The organism is Desulfosudis oleivorans Hxd3 (genome assembly GCF_000018405.1).
In the GTDB taxonomy this organism is placed as follows: Bacteria; Desulfobacterota; Desulfobacteria; order Desulfobacterales; family Desulfosudaceae; genus Desulfosudis; species Desulfosudis oleivorans.
Genome location: NC_009943.1, coordinates 1,409,219 through 1,425,763 on the forward strand (window position 1 = coordinate 1,409,219; position 16,545 = coordinate 1,425,763).

Below are 16,545 nucleotides of genomic sequence, written 5' to 3' on the forward strand. Positions count from 1 at the left end.
TAAAACCTTATCCCGTAAGTCCGATGCGTTTTCCGGCCGCCTCTGCCTGGGCCACAATCCGGTTAAAAAGGTCTGCCACCGTGGGAATATCATGCACCAGGCCGATGCCCTGGCCGCAGGAGATCACCCCGGCATCCAGGTCTCCGGTGGCATACATGTGCCGGGCCTTGTCGCCGGCCACCACACTGATCACCTCGTTGAAATCACCGCCTTCAGCCTCTATTTTGGCGCATTTTTGGGCTGCGGCATTGTCCCACACCCGGTGGGTGGCGCCGATGGAGCGCATGATCAGCCGGGTCTCCAGCTCGGTGGCGTTCATTAACGCCTTTTTCAGGTTTTCGTGAATGGGGCATTCCCGGGTCACCAGCAGGCGGCTGCCCATGATCACGGCCCCGGCCCCCAGGGCCAGAACAGCCAGCAGGCCCCGGCCGTCGGACACGCCGCCCCCGCCGATCACCGGCACCTTGACCGCGTCCACCACCGACGGCACCAGCACCAGTGTGCCGATGTCCAGCTTGCCGGTGGCGCCGCCGTTTTCATACCCCACCACGGTGATAATGTCGGCCCCCAGCGTTTCCGCCTTCTGCGCGTACCGGATGCCCACGCACTTGTGTATCCAGGTCATGCCCGCGCTCTTGAACCGGCCGCACAGATCCTCGGGGGCCGAGTGACCCGAGGTCTCCACGACCCTGACGCCCTTTTCAATCATCACGTCGAGGTAGATGTTGTTGTCAATGGCGGTCATGGCCGGAAACAGGTTGATGTTCACGGCAAAGGGCTTGTCCGTGAGCTGCTGCACCTCGTCCACGGCCGCGGCAAAATCTTCCCGCGTCTTGTAGATGGCCGAGGCCAGAATGCCCAGTCCCCCGGCATTGGAAATGGCGGCGGTAAACCGGGCGTCGGTGATTGACATCATGGTGCCCCCGAGAATCGGGTGGGCAATGCCCAGCATTTTTGTAACAGCGGTCTGAATCATCCTGCCTCCTCTATTTCCACGGTATCCAGGTATATTTTCACCGTGGTCAGGGTGTTGACAAACATATGTTTTCCCGCCTGCGCCAGGGTCTGCGGGTCGGTATCGCCGCACAACTGTGAAAAGGTGGCGCCCACCACGTCGGTGGGGTCGGCCTCGGTCATGTTGGCGTTCATGGCGTCAATATAACACCGGGTCCGTTCCCGGATTGCCTCAAAATAGTCAATGGCCGTACCAGCGGCACCGGCCGAGGCCAGGGCCGATATTTTTCCGGAAAACTCGTGCATGGAAAACCAGAAGGCCTGGGCCAGTTCGTTTTTCGCGGGATGGTCGGCCATGAAATAAGAGACGGCCCACCCGGTAAAAACGATTCGCAGGAGCTGAATTTCGTACTCCACAGCGGTTTTGTTGATGCGCGGGTCGTCATCGGGCAGTTTTGCCAGCTCACGCTTGATCTCTTCCCGGTTCATGGCCACCCCGGTCAGCACCTCAACGGCCTGATCGATGGTGGCGGCTGCTTTTTCATCGGTCATTACAAACTCCTTATCCGGCTATTTTCTTGACACTTCCTGTCAGTCTATTTCATACTGATCCATATTTGTAAATACCATTGTGGGGAAGAACGTTCTGCCAAACTCTGCTCTGTGATCGCTATCGGGATCGCTATCGAAATCGGTATCGAAAAACAAAGGCGCATCGATCCCGATCCCGATAGCGATAGCGATTTCGATTTGGCCGGGACAGGCTTAAAGCAAGAGAAAAGGGCCGGCGTTTATAATACCTTCGGGCCGACGCGGCCGCCAGGGAGACATACCAATGATCCAAATCACCATTCCCGGATACAAAACCCTTCACCTGTCTCATCTTGTCATGGACTACAACGGCACTCTGGCCTGCGACGGAAAGCTGATTGATGGTGTGGCCGACCTCTTGCACCGGCTTTCAAAGGAGCTGTCGATTCATGTACTGACCGCCGACACCTTTGGCCTAGCCAAGGCCCAGTTGGAAGGGTTGCCGCTTTCCCTGTGCATACTGCCCGAGGAAAAGCAGGACAAGGGAAAGCTGAACCACATCCAGCAGCTCGGGGCCGACACCGTGGTGGCCATTGGCAACGGCCGTAACGACAAGCTCATGCTGGAGCACGCGGCCCTGGGTATTGCTCTGCTTCAGGAAGAAGGCGCCTGCGCTGAAACCCTGACCGCCGCCCACATGGTGTGCCGCACCATCATCGACGCCTTGAACCTGCTCACCAATCCCAAGAGGTTGATTGCCGGGTTGAGAAGGTGAGGGGGGGGGCGTAAAATTTTACGCTCTTAAAAATTTATTCTTCTACCATGCTTTTCCGTGTACTTTTCTTGGCGCCAAGAAAAGTACCAAAAGAACATGCCCGTGCAGCTTGGCCTTCGGTTTCCCTCGCGCAAACGCTTTTTTGGCGCGGGCAGGAACTCGCTTCGCTCAGACAGCCTGCCCGCTTTTTCCGAAAAAAGCACTCGCGCTCGGCTGCGCTGCAATGGGCGGACCTTACCATTGATGCCCGGCCTGGCAAGTTCCTTTGGGTGCGAATCGGTGTGAGAAAAGGTTTGCTGTTAAGAAAAGCATGATGTTCCCGTAATTCTCAAAGAACAAACCCCGATGATTTTTGCCCCCACTTGCCAGAAGCGCGACTTTTAAATATACTTGACAGAATACATAAGTGAATGTTAATCAAAAATTTTAAATAGTTATTTCCTACCATCGAAAAAGTAGCACATGAAGAAATGATGACTTCATCTTCAAATACATTGGTTAATTTGCCCTTTCTGTTCGACCGTGGTCGGACGGCCCATCCTTGGCTATCCTCGTTAGGCGAACTGGAAAAAAGTCCGGCTCCAGGCCATGCCCCTTTGGCGAAAAACTGGCGTATGGACTCGCGAGTGGATACAGCCCGGGAGAAACATATCGAAAAGTCAGGCTGTTTTCCAAATGGGGATGGAACCCCATCTTTTGAGGCGGCTATTTGGGATTATTTTGCTCATTTTCAATGCCGCCCCCCTGTGGATCCTCTCTGTGCGGCATATGCCGAAGCGGTGAATTCCTGCAATGTGGTCCCCGCAGATAAAAGACCTTCCCGAAACCATTATTTACTGCATTTGGCATCGGTGAACCGTTTGCTGAAATTTATTTATCGTGGTGGAAACGAGAATCTTGCAGATTTTCAGATTGCGCTTCGGCGATTGACAGGGCTGCGCTCGTCCTTTGGCATGAACGATGCTGAGATTGATAAGCTGGCTGTTGCTGTACAATCGAATGGTGAAGAAGCAGTAAAAAAATTTGCGCGGTTGATTTCCGATACACTGGGGAATTCCGAACCGCTTTGGTGGGCGGCATTTGCTCACGAAATTGGCGAGTTGGCGGATTTAACCGACTGGACGGATGCCGTACAGAAAACAGGACTTGGCCACCTTGAGCGTGATACATGGTTGATAGCATGGCGCTATTCACCTGAAATCGCAGGAAGGTTATACCGGCCGACAGTGGCCGAGGCTGGCCTTAATGGTTTTCATTTTCCTTCCCCTCCCAAAGCAGCTTACGGTATTACCATGCCGCTTGAGGAAGGACAACCTGCTGTGCGGGAGCTGATCCACCCGCCACTCAAAGGCGAGGTCAGCGAAGAAGCCTGTATCGGCTGTTTTGGGAAAATAGAACGCGATCCGGTCGAACTCCATGACGTCGATGATGCCTTACTCTGGTTTAAGAAGAGGCGACGCGCGCATGGCGAATATTTGGCGCTGCATCACCGGCTTGCCAAGGCCTGGCTGCAACGACATCGGGAAATTGTATGAACATTACCGAAACTGCAAATGCTTTTCTCTATAATCGTCTGGTAACAATTGCCAAAAGCGGTAATGCGGAAGCCTTGCAATCACTTCTGGCGGGTACAGGGTTACCTGCCTTGGCACGGGATGACGAACCTGCGGAACAAATTTTCAATGCTTTGGAATCTGGAGACTATGGTAATCTTGCGCGCCGGATTACCCGTCTGCTTGCAAAATTGCTCCATCAGCGAGCGGAGTCATTGGAACGCAGCCTTGCCGCAATGGGGGGTGCAGCCATAGGCGGGCGCAATGCGCAGATGGTTTCAAGCCCGTATCTGGAAGACGAAACTTATGTTTATAATTTATTCCTTCTATCTTCCAGGCTACCGCGTGACGAAGCACTATTTGGTGGTTTGAGGCGTTTTTTCGATATTGGTTTTACACGTGGCGTGATCATTACCACCACGGGCAACAGGGCAGGTTTTCAACTTCGGCGTGCACTGGCGGAGCAGCAGACAGACCTCAGCCTGCGAGACTATTTTCAGGATTTGCTCGAAGATAAAAAACGCCCGTGGAATCCAGGCAGGCGAACCGAGTTGCTGGAGGCATGGCGTGGGCTACTCGGCTCACTTAATTTTGACAAAGATCGTGATGATACCTTGCGAACCATCGACAGGGGTTTGCGCGCAATTCATGATACTGTGGAGCCTCATCCTGAAAGTATTGACCTTCTTACACTGGCACTGTGGCATCTGGATAACAGCTTCCCGCTGGATTCACCGACCTGGGTCAGTTATCTGGAAAGCTACTGGGCCGACTGGCCGGAATTGTTGCGCGACATCGCCGCTGAAACCTGGCCGGGGTTGGACCCCCAGCCGCTTGATGAACTTCCTTCGTTACCGGAAGACATGGTGAAGGTCTGGGATGCGTTTGGCGATGAAGAACAGGCAAATTTTCGTGACATTATCAGGCGCAATGCTGCGGAGGAGGGGCAAAGTTTTATCAATCAGCTCCTTTTTAAGCCTTTTGTCGTTAGTGATCTGCCGCTCCAAGAGGTGCGTAATTTGCTGATGCGGCTGGCGGACCATTTTTGGCCGAAGAAGGAAAGCCCTAAAATCAACACGCCTGATGAACCCGAGCAAAGGCTGGATATCAATAGCCAGCAGTCAAAGCGAAGAGTATCGATGGACCGGCTTTCCAGAATGGAAGCGGTCAACCGGACTTTGACTGAGATTGAGCGCCATCTGGCGGAAGGGCATGAATCAATTGCCCGTCGTTTTGTTGAGGAGTTGATAGAACAGCAGCGTAAAGCTGTTGTGGCGGATAGCTATCAACATACCGCCAAGACGCTCTCTAAAGCAGCGACTATAGCCCAGCGTTACGGCTTGCTGGAATGGGCGGAAAACTTGCTTCGGGAGGCGTGTGAGGAAAATCCTAACGACGAAGTATCGGCCAATGGCCTGGCGGATGTGCTGAAAGCACGCGGGGAACTGGAGGCTGCGGAGCAACAATATCGCCAGAACACCGCCCGCTGGCCTAACGACGAAGTATCGGCCTGTGGCCTGGCGGATGTGCTGAAAGTACGCGGGGAACTGGAGGCTGCGGAGCAACAATATCGCCAGAACACCGCCCGCTGGCCTAACGACGAAGTATCGGCCTGTGGCCTGGCGGATGTGCTGAAAGCACGCGGGGAACTGGAGGCTGCGGAGCAACAATATCGCCAGAACACCGCCCGCTGGCCTAACGACGAAGTATCGGCCTGTGGCCTGGCGGATGTGCTGAAAGCACGCGGGGAACTGGAGGCTGCGGAGCAACAATATCGCCAGAACACCGCCCGCTGGCCGAACGACGAAGTATCGGCCTGTGGCCTGGCGGATGTGCTGAAAGCACGCGGGGAACTGGAGGCTGCGGAGCAACAATATCGCCAGAACACCGCCCGCTGGCCGAACAACGAAGTATCGGCCTGTGGCCTGGCGGATGTGCTGAAAGCACGCGGGGAACTGGAGGCTGCGGAGCAACAATATCGCCAGAACACCGCCCGCTGGCCTAACGACGAAGTATCGGCCTGTGGCCTGGCGGATGTGCTGAAAGCACGCGGGGAACTGGAGGCTGCGGAGCAACAATATCGCCAGAACACCGCCCGCTGGCCGAACGACGAAGTATCGGCCTGTGGCCTGGCGGATGTGCTGAAAGCACGCGGGGAACTGGAGGCTGCGGAGCAACAATATCGCCAGAACACCGCCCGCTGGCCGAACAACGAAGTATCGGCCTGTGGCCTGGCGGATGTGCTGAAAGCACGCGGGGAACTGGAGGCTGCGGAGCAACAATATCGCCAGAACACCGCCCGCTGGCCTAACGACGAAGTATCGGCCAATGGCCTGGCGGATGTGCTGAAAGCACGCGGGGAACTGGAGGCTGCGGAGCAACAATATCGCCAGAACACCGCCCGCTGGCCTAACGACGAAGTATCGGCCAATGGCCTGGCGGATGTGCTGAAAGCACGCGGGGAACTGGAGGCTGCGGAGCAACAATATCGCCAGAACACCGCCCGCTGGCCTAACGACGAAGTATCGGCCAATGGCCTGGCGGATGTGCTGAAAGCACGCGGGGAACTGGAGGCTGCGGAGCAACAATATCGCCAGAACACCGCCCGCTGGCCTAACGACGAAGTATCGGCCAATGGCCTGGCGGATGTGCTGAAAGCACGCGGGGAACTGGAGGCTGCGGAGCAACAATATCGCCAGAACACCGCCCGCTGGCCTAACAACGAAGTATCGGCCTGTGGCCTGGCGGATGTGCTGAAAGCACGCGGGGAACTGGAGGCTGCGGAGCAACAATATCGCCAGAACACCGCCCGCTGGCCTAACGACGAAGTATCAGCCAATGGCCTGGCGGATGTGCTGAAAGCACGCGGGGAACTGGAGGCTGCGGAGCAACAATATCGCCAGAACACCGCCCGCTGGCCTAACGACGAAGTATCGGCCAATGGCCTGGCGGATGTGCTGAAAGCACGCGGGGAACTGGAGGCTGCGGAGCAACAATATCGCCAGAACACCGCCCGCTGGCCTAATAGTCATTTTGTTGTAAACGGACTGGCTAATGTATTGAGAAAGTTGAAACGTCACCCCGAGGCTTTGAGTCTGTTGTCGTCATGCCAGTCTCCAGATTGCCACGATTTACATTTGCGTGCGATGATTTTGCTGGATTTGGGTAGGATAGAAGATGCGCGCATATCTCTCATTGAAGGGCAGCATTTGGCTATCACCCCAGTTCAGAAAGAATATTTTCAGCGCGGTTTGGCGCTGCTGGAAATTCGAGCGCGTCAGTATGACTCCGCCAGAGAGATATTAGCCAGATTACCCGGAAATGTCATTCCCCTTGATTTGTTCCGACTTCACACAGAAGTGGCGCAAGGAGAAACCGCCAAGGCAAGCGAGTTATTGCATTCGTTGGAGGCACGCAGATCGCGCATGAATTTCAATGAATGCAAGGTGTTCGAACTGGTGCGGCAAGGTTTTGGTCTAAACGTCAGCAGCCACGGACATCAGCCGAATGAAAGTGAATTGGAAAAAATTTTTGACGCCGAAATGGAACTCCAATTAGCGGTTAATTTTTGATGATTTGTCGAATGCGAGTATCCTGAATTTCGGGGACGATACCAAATAGAGAAAAAGCGTTTGCGCGAGGGAAGCCGAAGGCCAAGCTGCGGGGCGCGCTTCTTTTGGTACTTTTCTTGGCGCCAAAAAAAGTACACGGAAAAGCAGGGGGAGAAAAAAAGATTTTAGTGGAAAAGATTGCTTCGCTGCGCTCGCAATGACGCAAGTATGTTCAAGATTGCTTCGTCGCTGGCGCTCCTTTAATGACGCACGGTGGGGCGCTCCCGCTTTTTGCCACGGCCGGATCCCGATCCCGATCCCGATCCCGATCCCGATTTCGATTTGGATAAACTGGGAGACGAACCAATTTATTTAACAAGTTCGATCCCGTTATCGGTAATTTTTATTTTATGCTGTTTATACAGCCTGCCGATTGCCTGCTTAAACACCTTCTTGCTTACCTGAAACTCCTTTTTTATCGCTTCAGCGGAACTTTTATCGTTAAACCCGGATTTCCCACCAGCGGCTTTAAGGTGTTCCATAATTTTGTCGGTAATGGAAGCAACATGCCGGATCTGTTTCGGCTGCAGGGAAACATCTATCTTTCCATCTTCTCTGACAAATTTTATATATGCCTTGAGTTTTTGGCCCTCATGGTAATCGCCATAAACCTGATTCCCATAAACCAATCCTGTATACTCATTATTTATTGCTACTTTCATTCCCAAATCAGTAAAGGCGTATATCTCCACATCAACCTCTTGCCATTGCGTAAACACCCCCGGCTCCACGGTTTCTTTTAAATGCTTATAACTGTTTTTCATCTTTTTACCTTAGATTAATGTTTTGTATCTTTGCAGCCTGGCAGGAGGATCCCCCGTGTTATCGGTTCCGGCAGAGGGTTATGACCAGGTGCTCCAGGGCCAGCTGGGGATCGGTGGCGCTTTTTAAGCGCCGGTCGGTGTCGGCCAGAAGGGCAAAGGCGGCAATCAGTTCGGCCATGGGAAAGCGGGCCGCCTTTTCAAAGGTTTTGTAGACGGGATAAAGGTTTCTGGCATCGGCCCCGATGGTCAGGTCGGTGGCTGTTTTAGCGCTTTTCACGGTTTTCTTGTCGGCTGTCTCGGCCAGCACGGCGTCCCGCCGGCTGCTCTGCGCCTGAAGATCCGCGTCGTAGGCCTCGATGGCGGGCAGCACCCTTTCCTTGAAGGACTGAAAGGTCATGCCGTTTTTCCATGCCTTTCCGTGGCGGCTTTCCATAAAGTCCCGGATCACGGCCAGTTTTCGCGTCTGGTTGGCAATGGCGGCCAGGATCTGGAGGGGATAGAGGGGTTCCGGGCCGTTCAGCAGGCTGTTTAAATAGAAAAGTGCCTGGTCTGTGTTTTTCTCTCCAACAGCGTTGGTCAGTTCAAAGACCGGATCTACCCGGGTCCGGACCATCACGGCCTTTACATCCTTTGCGGTAATGGCCTTCCGGTCTCCCACGTAGGTGCACAGTTTTTCAAGGCCCCCGGCAAAGGTGCGCAGGTCAAACCCCGTGGTTTCGCACAGCAGGGTGAAAGCGGCCCCGTCCATGGTTTTGTTCTGGTTTTTGAGCGTGTCGCGCATCACCTCCTGAAGGGTGGCGGCCTGGGCCTTTTTGTCCGCCGCTGACGCGCCTTTGGCCACGGAGCAGTCCACCACCACGCCGTGCTCTTTGATGGCCTTGTAGAGCTTGCGCCGCTTGTCCACCATGTCGGTGGTGATCACCAGATGGTTGTTCGGGGCAAACCCCTTTTCAATGGCAGCCACCAAGGCCTCTGCCGCGTCAATGCCGGTACTGGCCGAAAGGTCCCGTCCGGCGCAGGCATCAATCAGGGTGTCAGGCCATTCGGCCTTGACCACGGTGTCGTCATCCAGGGCCCGGGCCAGGGCCTTTTTGTCCAGGTCTTTGTCACCGGTAAGCGCAATGTCCAGCAGGCCGATCAGTTTGACAAAACCGGCCACGGCCTTGGTCTTCCGGTCGGCGGCCACGGCTTCCCGGATTTTTTCCACCAGGTCGGCCCGGTTCTCTTTTGCGTAGAAAATCTTTGCGTCGACCAGGCCCACCACCTTGGCACTGCCGTCCAGGGAGAAGGTGTTGACCTGCTCAATGGCGTCTGTCACGTTGTCGTCCGTGCCCTCCAGTTCTTCTACGTTGAAGGCCTTCTGGTTCTGGGGCACGATTTTCGACACCACTAGGTCAAAGGCGGATTTGTAGAGATACTCCTCTCCGAAAATCAGAAAGACCGGGGCAGGGGGGGCAGTCTGCTTGAGATGGGCTTCCAGATTGTTTGTGGTGATTTCGGCCATTACCGGTCAGCCCGCTTGTTGCGGATATGCAGGACCACCAGAAGAAGGGCGGCCACGGTTGCGGCGGTCAGGCCCAGGGCCTGGGAGGTGGAGAGCATGCCGTCAAACAGAAAGCCCCTGGGGTCGCCGCGGAATATTTCAATGATGGCCCGGGCGATGCCGTAGACCATCACGTAAACCAGAAAAAGGCGATTGGCAAATTTTTTCCTGTGGTACAGGGCAGACAGCAGCGCAAAAATCAGCAGGTTGGCGAATGCCTCGTAAAGCTGGGTGGGATGCAGGGGAACCCCCACCGGATGGGCCAGGGTCATGGGATCGGTAAAGGTGACGGCCCATGGCAGGTCACAGACCTTGCCGTGGCAGCACCCGGCGAAAAAGCAGCCGATGCGGCCGATGGCATGGCCCAGGGGCGCGGCCACGGCAAGGATGTCAAAAATCGTTCCGCCTGCCAGCCGGTGCCGGCGGATATATACAAGGACGGCGGTCAGGGCACCGATAAACCCGCCGTAAAACACCAGCCCCCCTTCCCATACGCGCAGGATGCCCAGCCAGTCGCCGCGAAACAGGGAGGGGTTTAAAAGAACATAGAACAGGCGTGCCCCGGCCAGGCCGGCCAGTACCGCGTAAAAGGTGAGGTCCATCACCTTTTCCGGCGAAATCCCACGGGCCTTTGCCAGGCGGGACCCCATCCACACAGCTGCCAGGATGGCGCCGGCCACGAAAAGGCCATAGGTGTGAAAGGTCAGGGGACCGATTTTAACCAGTACGGGATGCATGGAATCAGAACGGCACCTTTTTAAAGAGAATGTGAAACACCAGCACGGTCATGCCCACGGTGATGGCGCTGTCCGCCACGTTAAAGGCGGGCCAGTGAAGGCCCTTTACGTAAAAGTCGAGAAAGTCCACCACCACGCCGAACCGGATGCGGTCGATCAGGTTGCCCACGGCCCCGCCAAAGATCAGGGCCAGGGCTCCCAGCAGCCAGGGAAGGGTCCGGGGCGTGGTCTTGTAAAGGTAGAGCACAAATGCCGCCGCCAGGGTCGAGACCACCAGAAAGAGCACGGCCCGGACACCCTGGGGCTGACCGGCCATGAACCCGAAGGCCCCGCCCGGATTGTGAATATGGGTCAGGCTGAAAAATCCGGGAATCACCTCAATGGTTTCATGCAGGGCCATGGTCGCCAGGATCACCTGCTTGGTCGCCTGGTCGGCGATCACCGTGACAAGGGTGATGATGGCCAGCATTTGGTATTTTGCCGTCAAAGGTCCAGTCTCCCCGGCCGTATTTGTCACAGTTTTTTCAGCACCGACACGCACCGCTTGCAGGCTGTGGGGTGATCCGTGTAGTCTCCCACCGATGTGTCGTAGACCCAGCACCGTTCGCACTTGGTGCCCGGGGCCTGCTCCACCATCACCCGCACGCCCTTGGGCGCCGGGCTTTCCGACGGGCCGGCGCCGCTTTCCTCATCCACTACCACGTCTGAAACGATGAGGATGGCCCGCAGGTCGTCGTCAAGGGAGCGCAGGAGTTTGGCCAGGCTTTTTTCCGCGATAATGATGACCCTTGCATCCAGGGGATGGCCGATCTGTTTTTTTGCCCGGGCCTCTTCCAGGGCCTTGGTCACTTCGCCCCGCACGTGCAGAATGCGTTCCCATTTCTGGGCCAGCTGCTTGTCGTCCCACAGCGGGTCCGCTTCGGGAAGGGAGGCCATGTGAATGCTGACCGGGCGAGCCGCCGCGGGCAGAAATTTCCACACCTCTTCCGCGGTAAAAGGCAAGATCGGGGCCATGAGCCGGGCGATGCCCTCCACCAGGGTGTACATGACGGTCTGGGCGCTGCGCCGCTCCTTTGAGCCGGGCAGGGAGGTGTAGAGCCGGTCCTTGACAATGTCCAGATAAAAGGCCGACAGGTCCAGGGTGCAGTAGTTGTAGAGCCGGTGGTAGACCACGTGAAATTCGTAGGTGTCGTAGGCGGTGCGCAGCTTTTCCGCCAGCCGGCCGAAGCAAAGAAGGGCAAACCGGTCGAGCTCGGGCAGATCGCTGTAATCGACCGCGTCCTTTTCCGGCGAAAAGTCGTACAGGTTGGCCAGCATGAACCGGCTGGTGTTGCGGACCTTTTTGTAGGCGTCACTGAGCTGGTTCACAATGGGGTCGGAAATTCGAATGTCTTCCCGGTAGTCTGATGCCGCCACCCACAGCCGCAGGATCTCCGCGCCGTATTTTTTGATAATGGCATCCGGCGCGATTACATTGCCCATGGACTTGGACATCTTCTTGCCGTTGCCGTCCACCACGAACCCGTGGGTCAGCACCGATTTATAGGGGGCCCGGCCCCGGGTGCCCACGGCCGTTAGCAGGGAGCTGTGAAACCATCCCCGGTGCTGGTCGCTTCCCTCCAGGTAGAGATCGGCGGGCCATCCCAGGTCTTGACGCTGTTCCAGAACAGCGGCGTGGCTGACGCCCGAGTCGAACCAGACGTCCAGGATGTCGGTCTCCTTGACCAGTTCTTTGCTGCTGCACGCCGGGCAGCGGGCGTCGTCGCCCAGCAGATCCTTCATATCGGTGTCGAACCAGATGTCGGCCCCGTGTTCCGTAAACAGCGCAAATATTCTGTCCCGAATGGCCTCGTTCATGATCACGGCGCCGCAGTCTTTGCAGAAAAACACGGTAATGGGAACGCCCCAGGAGCGCTGCCGGGAGACGCACCAGTCCGGCCGATGGGCGATCATGTTGTAAATCCGTTCCCGGCCCCAGGCCGGTATCCAGGTCACCGCGTCGATCTCTTTTAACGATTTTTCCCGCAGCCCGGTGTTGTCCATGGAGACAAACCATTGGGGCGTGGCCCGGAAGATCACCGGTTTTTTGCACCGCCAGCAGTGAGGATAGGAGTGGGTGAATTTTTTCTGCGCGATCAGGGCGCCGTTTTGCTTCATGGCGGCGATGATGTCCGCGTCGGCATCAAACACGAACTTTCCGGCGAACTGCTCCACCTTGTCGATAAACCGGCCGTTGTCATCCACCGGGGAGTAAATCTCCAGGCCGTAGGCCAGGGCCGCCTCGTAGTCTTCGGCGCCGTGGCCCGGAGCCGTGTGCACGCACCCGGTGCCTGCCTCCAGGGTGACATGGTTGGCGTTGATCACCAGGGAGTCCCGGTCGTAAAAGGGGTGGCGCACCTTTGTCCTGTCCAGCAGGGTGCCTGGAAAGGTTTTCAGGGCCGTGTATTCGGAAATGCCGAAAATCTCCATGCACTGTTTGACCAGCTCGGCGGCCAGGATCAGCACGCCGTGCTCCTTTGTCTCGATGGCCACGTATTCCAGCTCCGGGTGAAGGGCAACGGCCAAGTTGGCCGGCAGGGTCCAGGGCGTGGTGGTCCAGATGACCACGGCCGTGGGCTTGCCCGCTGTTTCCGGGATCAGGCGGGCCAGGTCTTCGGTGGCCGGAAACTTGACGAAAATGGAGGGCGAGCGTTCATCGGCGTATTCGATCTCCGCCTCGGCCAGGGCCGTGTTGCAGCTGCAGCACCAGTAGATGGGCTTCTTGTGGCGGAACAGGCTCTTGTTGATGGCGCAGTTGCAGCACTCACGGGCGATGATGGCCTCGTATGCAAAGTTCATGGTCAGGTAGGGGTTCTCCCATTCGCCCATCACGCCCAGCCGCTTGAACTCCTCCCGCTGAATGGAGATAAACTTTTGGGCATACTGCCGGCAGATGCCCCGTTTTTCCAGCAGGGACACCTCCTTTTTCCGAGGCCCCAGCTCCTTGTCCACGTTGTGCTCGATGGGCAGGCCGTGGCAGTCCCAGCCCGGCACATAAGCCACGCGAAAACCGGCCATTCGCTTGCTTCGGGTGACAAAGTCCTTGAGAATCTTGTTTAAGGCCGTGCCGATGTGAATATGGCCGTTGGCATAGGGCGGGCCGTCATGCAGGACAAAGGGTTTTTTGTCCCGGGCCTCGTCCTGAATGGCGCGATAGAGATCGGCCTCTTCCCAGGCCTTTATCTGCAAGGGTTCCCGCTGGACCAGGGACGCCTTCATGGGAAAGTCAGTGGTCGGCAGGTTTAACGTCTTTTTATAATCCATGGTATGTGATCCTCCGTAGCATGTGCATGTCCGCACATGAAATATGGGCGATACTATCCCTTCATGTCACTGTTTGTAAAGGAAAAAACCCGGCAGCCGCGTGAAAAACAGGGGTTAAACACCGGGGGGCCGCTGTTTTTTCAGAATGATCAGGGCGCGCCGGGCCTTTGAAAAGGGAAGGTGGTATTCGTGAATACGGATGTCAAAGCGGTCGGAGGCGAACGCCGGTTCACCGGCAGGACCGCTGAATGACTGGTGTTTCAGGGTATCCAGCTCTTTTTTGTAGCCGCCTCCCTTCATGGCGATCAGTTGTCCCTTTTCGCTGAGCAGGGGCAGGGCCGCTGCCACAAAGGCGGGCAGGGCGGTAAAGGCCCGGCAGATGATGGTGTCAAAGGGCCGGGCCGCCGGCGGCCGTTCCATCTGCTCCATTCGCCGGTGCAGAACGATTGTCCGCTCAAGACCCAGCAGCCGCAACACCTGCAAAAGAAAGGTCACCCGCTTGAGGGCCGAATCCAGCAGGGTCAGATCCAGAGAGGGAAACACCACCTTAAGGGGAATACCGGGAAACCCGGCCCCGGTCCCGATGTCCAGTAAAGTGCCGTCCGGGGGGATAAAGGTGGCCGGAACAATGGAATCCAGAAAATGTTTTTCCGCCGATTCGGCCGGATCTGTGATGGCCGTGAGGTTGACGGTCCGGTTCCACCGGGCCAGCTCTTCGGCGTGAAGAGAGAAAGACTCCAGGTGACGGTCGGTTACCGCAATCCCCAGGGCCTGTGCCCCTTCCCGCACCCGGCTGCGCCACTGTTCCGAATCAGGAGAACCATCGGACGGCAGAAAGGTCATTGGCCCGGACATTTTACTCCTCGAAGTCCATGATTACCGTGACTTCGTTGCCGTTGCGGGAGAGTACGGCGTTTTTGTAGTGTTTCTTGAAGATGTGAAGCATGGCGGTGTTTTCGGCTAGCACCGTGGCGCTGAACCGCTTATAGTCGTTTTCCTTTGCGATCTGTTCAAGGGCCTCCAGCAGGTAGGAGGTGATGCCCATGTTCTGGAAATCCTCCCGCACCACGAAGGCCACCTCGGCGGTGTCTTTTTCGTCGGACTGGGCATAGGAGCCGATGGCCATGAACTCCTTGCGGCCCTTTTGTCGGACCAGCCCGATGAGAGACATGTTCTTCCGGTAATCCACCACGGCCCACTGCTTCTGGAGCATCTCGTGGGAAAAGATGCGCTTCTTGTGAAAAAACCGGTAGTAGATGGTCTCTTTTTTCAGCGAGTAATAGAAGTTGCGATAGGAGAACTCATCCGACGGCAGCAGGGGCCGGAACTCCACCACCCGTCCGTCTTTCAGGGTGAGGGTGCTTTTGTAAGTTTCCAGAAACAGCAGGTCCTCCTGGGCCGGAGAGAGCTGGTCCGGGAAAATATAGTGATGTTTCTTGGCGACCTCGACCAGCTCCTCCCTGAACTTGGGGTGGGCGATCTGGGCCAGCTCAATGGTACGCTGGTAGATGCTTTTGCCGTGAAGTTCGGCAATGCCGTATTCCGTGACAACAAAATGGATATCACCGCGGGTGGTGGCCACGCCCGCGCCTTCGCTTAAGTGAGAGACGATACGGGAGACCGCGCCGTTCTGGGCCGTAGAGGGCAGGGCAATGATGGAAAATCCACCCCTGGACATGGCGCTGCCCCGCAGGAAATCGACCTGGTCGCCGATGCCACTGTAGAAAAGGTATCCCATGGAGTCGGAACAGACCTGGCCGGTGAGGTCCACTTCCAGGGCCGAGCTGATGGAGACCAGCCGGTCGTTGCGGGCGATCACCGTGGGAGCGTTTACATAATCCGACGACAGGAACATGAAGGCCGGGTTTTTGTCCACGTAGCGGTAAAGCTCGGCCGACCCCATGCACAGGGAGGCCACGGCCCGGCCCTTGAGCAGGGTTTTTTTCCGGTTGGTGATCACCTTGTTTTCAAACAGCGGAATCATGCCGTCGGTGATGAGCTGGGTGTGCAGGCCCAGGTCGTTCTTGTTGCCCAGGTGATCGAGAATGGAGTTGGGCAGCTGGCCGAACCCGATCTGTAACGTGGCGCCGTCGGGAATCAGCTGGGAAACATAGTGGCCGATCCGCTGGGCCACTTCGTTCTCTTTTGACTCCCGGAATCCCACCACCAGGGGCTCTTCGTGAAGCACCAGGTAGTCGATGTCATCCACGTGAATAAACCCGTCGCCGTAGGTCATGGGCATGTGCGGGTTGACCTGGGCGATGACCAGGTCCGCGTTTTCCGTTCCAGACCGGGTGATGTCAACCGATACGCCCAGGCTGCAGAAACCGAAGTTGTCCGGTGGGCTCACCTGGATCAGGGCCACGTCCAGGCCGATGTTTTTGTTGGCAAACAGGGAGGGAATCTGGGACAGGTAGGCGGGAATGTAATCAATTTTTCCGTCAAAAGCCGCTTTCCGCATGTCCCGGCTGATAAAAAAGAGCTTGAGAAAAAAGCGCCGCAGAAAAGAGGGATCGTTGACAAATTGAGCAAAGGTGGACGACAGCATCTGGTAGACCATGATGTCCTGGATGGTTTCATCCTTGACCATGGTCTTGATCAGGTGCTGGGGCTCGCCGCAGCCGGTGCCGATAAAGACCCGGTCCCCGCTGCGGATATGGGATATGGCAGCCTCGGCATCAACGACTTTTGCGGCGCAGTGGGTATCAAGCCAGTTTACATAGTCCATCTTCTTGTTCTCCATCGGTTGGGTGGCCGGCGCCTTTTGGCAAAAA

Annotated in this window: 12 protein-coding genes; 3 read left to right on the top strand and 9 right to left on the bottom strand. The window is 56.6% G+C overall.

Annotated features, from left to right (window positions below; all coding sequences use genetic code 11):
• Nucleotides 1-7: 7 nt before the first annotated feature.
• Nucleotides 8-976 (bottom strand): NAD(P)H-dependent flavin oxidoreductase, encoded by a 969-nt coding sequence (locus DOLE_RS06055; protein WP_012174606.1) that lies wholly within the window; start codon nucleotides 974-976, stop codon nucleotides 8-10.
• Nucleotides 973-1,506: a hypothetical protein gene (locus tag DOLE_RS06060; protein ID WP_012174607.1), complete on the bottom strand. Its 534-nt coding sequence runs from the start codon at nucleotides 1,504-1,506 to the stop codon at nucleotides 973-975. The genes DOLE_RS06055 and DOLE_RS06060 overlap by 4 nt, the downstream gene beginning before the upstream one ends.
• Before the next feature lie 283 nt (nucleotides 1,507-1,789).
• On the opposite strand from DOLE_RS06060, the gene DOLE_RS06065 reads away from it, so the two are divergent.
• The 3 genes from DOLE_RS06065 (at nucleotide 1,790) to DOLE_RS06075 (ending at nucleotide 7,385) form a co-directional block, all read left to right on the top strand.
• Entirely contained in the window at nucleotides 1,790-2,260 is a 471-nt protein-coding gene (locus DOLE_RS06065) for an HAD family hydrolase (RefSeq protein ID WP_012174608.1), read from the top strand.
• A 470-nt stretch (nucleotides 2,261-2,730) separates the two neighbouring features.
• Nucleotides 2,731-3,795, top strand: coding sequence for a hypothetical protein (locus DOLE_RS18160; RefSeq protein ID WP_153304367.1), 1,065 nt, complete (start codon nucleotides 2,731-2,733; stop codon nucleotides 3,793-3,795).
• Nucleotides 3,792-7,385, top strand: coding sequence for a tetratricopeptide repeat protein (locus DOLE_RS06075; protein WP_012174610.1), 3,594 nt, complete (start codon nucleotides 3,792-3,794; stop codon nucleotides 7,383-7,385). Before DOLE_RS18160 ends, DOLE_RS06075 begins: the two co-directional genes overlap by 4 nt.
• Before the next feature lie 347 nt (nucleotides 7,386-7,732).
• On the opposite strand, the gene cas8a1 is transcribed toward DOLE_RS06075, so the two are convergent.
• The 7 genes from cas8a1 to DOLE_RS06110 form a co-directional block, all read right to left on the bottom strand.
• Nucleotides 7,733-8,188 carry a type I-B CRISPR-associated protein Cas8b1/Cst1 gene (gene cas8a1, locus DOLE_RS06080; RefSeq protein WP_012174611.1) on the bottom strand — a complete coding sequence of 152 codons (456 nt, stop codon included), beginning with the start codon at nucleotides 8,186-8,188 and terminating at the stop codon, nucleotides 7,733-7,735.
• Nucleotides 8,189-8,246: 58 nt separating this feature from the next.
• Nucleotides 8,247-9,692, bottom strand: a complete 1,446-nt coding sequence (gene holA / locus DOLE_RS06085) for a DNA polymerase III subunit delta (RefSeq protein WP_012174612.1) — start codon at nucleotides 9,690-9,692, stop codon at nucleotides 8,247-8,249.
• A complete protein-coding gene (gene lgt / locus DOLE_RS06090) occupies nucleotides 9,692-10,468 on the bottom strand; it encodes a prolipoprotein diacylglyceryl transferase (RefSeq protein WP_012174613.1) in 777 nt (258 codons plus the stop codon). The genes holA and lgt overlap by 1 nt, the downstream gene beginning before the upstream one ends.
• A gap of 4 nt (nucleotides 10,469-10,472) precedes the next feature.
• On the bottom strand, nucleotides 10,473-10,955 hold the full coding sequence (gene lspA / locus DOLE_RS06095; protein WP_012174614.1) for a signal peptidase II: 483 nt from the start codon (nucleotides 10,953-10,955) through the stop codon (nucleotides 10,473-10,475).
• Between the two features lie 26 nt (nucleotides 10,956-10,981).
• Complete coding sequence (ileS, locus tag DOLE_RS06100; protein ID WP_012174615.1) at nucleotides 10,982-13,771, bottom strand: isoleucine--tRNA ligase; 2,790 nt, start codon at nucleotides 13,769-13,771, stop codon at nucleotides 10,982-10,984.
• A 114-nt stretch (nucleotides 13,772-13,885) separates the two neighbouring features.
• Nucleotides 13,886-14,626: a 16S rRNA (guanine(527)-N(7))-methyltransferase RsmG gene (rsmG, locus tag DOLE_RS06105; protein WP_012174616.1), complete on the bottom strand. Its 741-nt coding sequence runs from the start codon at nucleotides 14,624-14,626 to the stop codon at nucleotides 13,886-13,888.
• A 1-nt stretch (nucleotide 14,627) separates the two neighbouring features.
• Nucleotides 14,628-16,499 (bottom strand): GNAT family N-acetyltransferase, encoded by a 1,872-nt coding sequence (locus DOLE_RS06110; protein WP_012174617.1) that lies wholly within the window; start codon nucleotides 16,497-16,499, stop codon nucleotides 14,628-14,630.
• Nucleotides 16,500-16,545 lie beyond the last annotated feature (46 nt).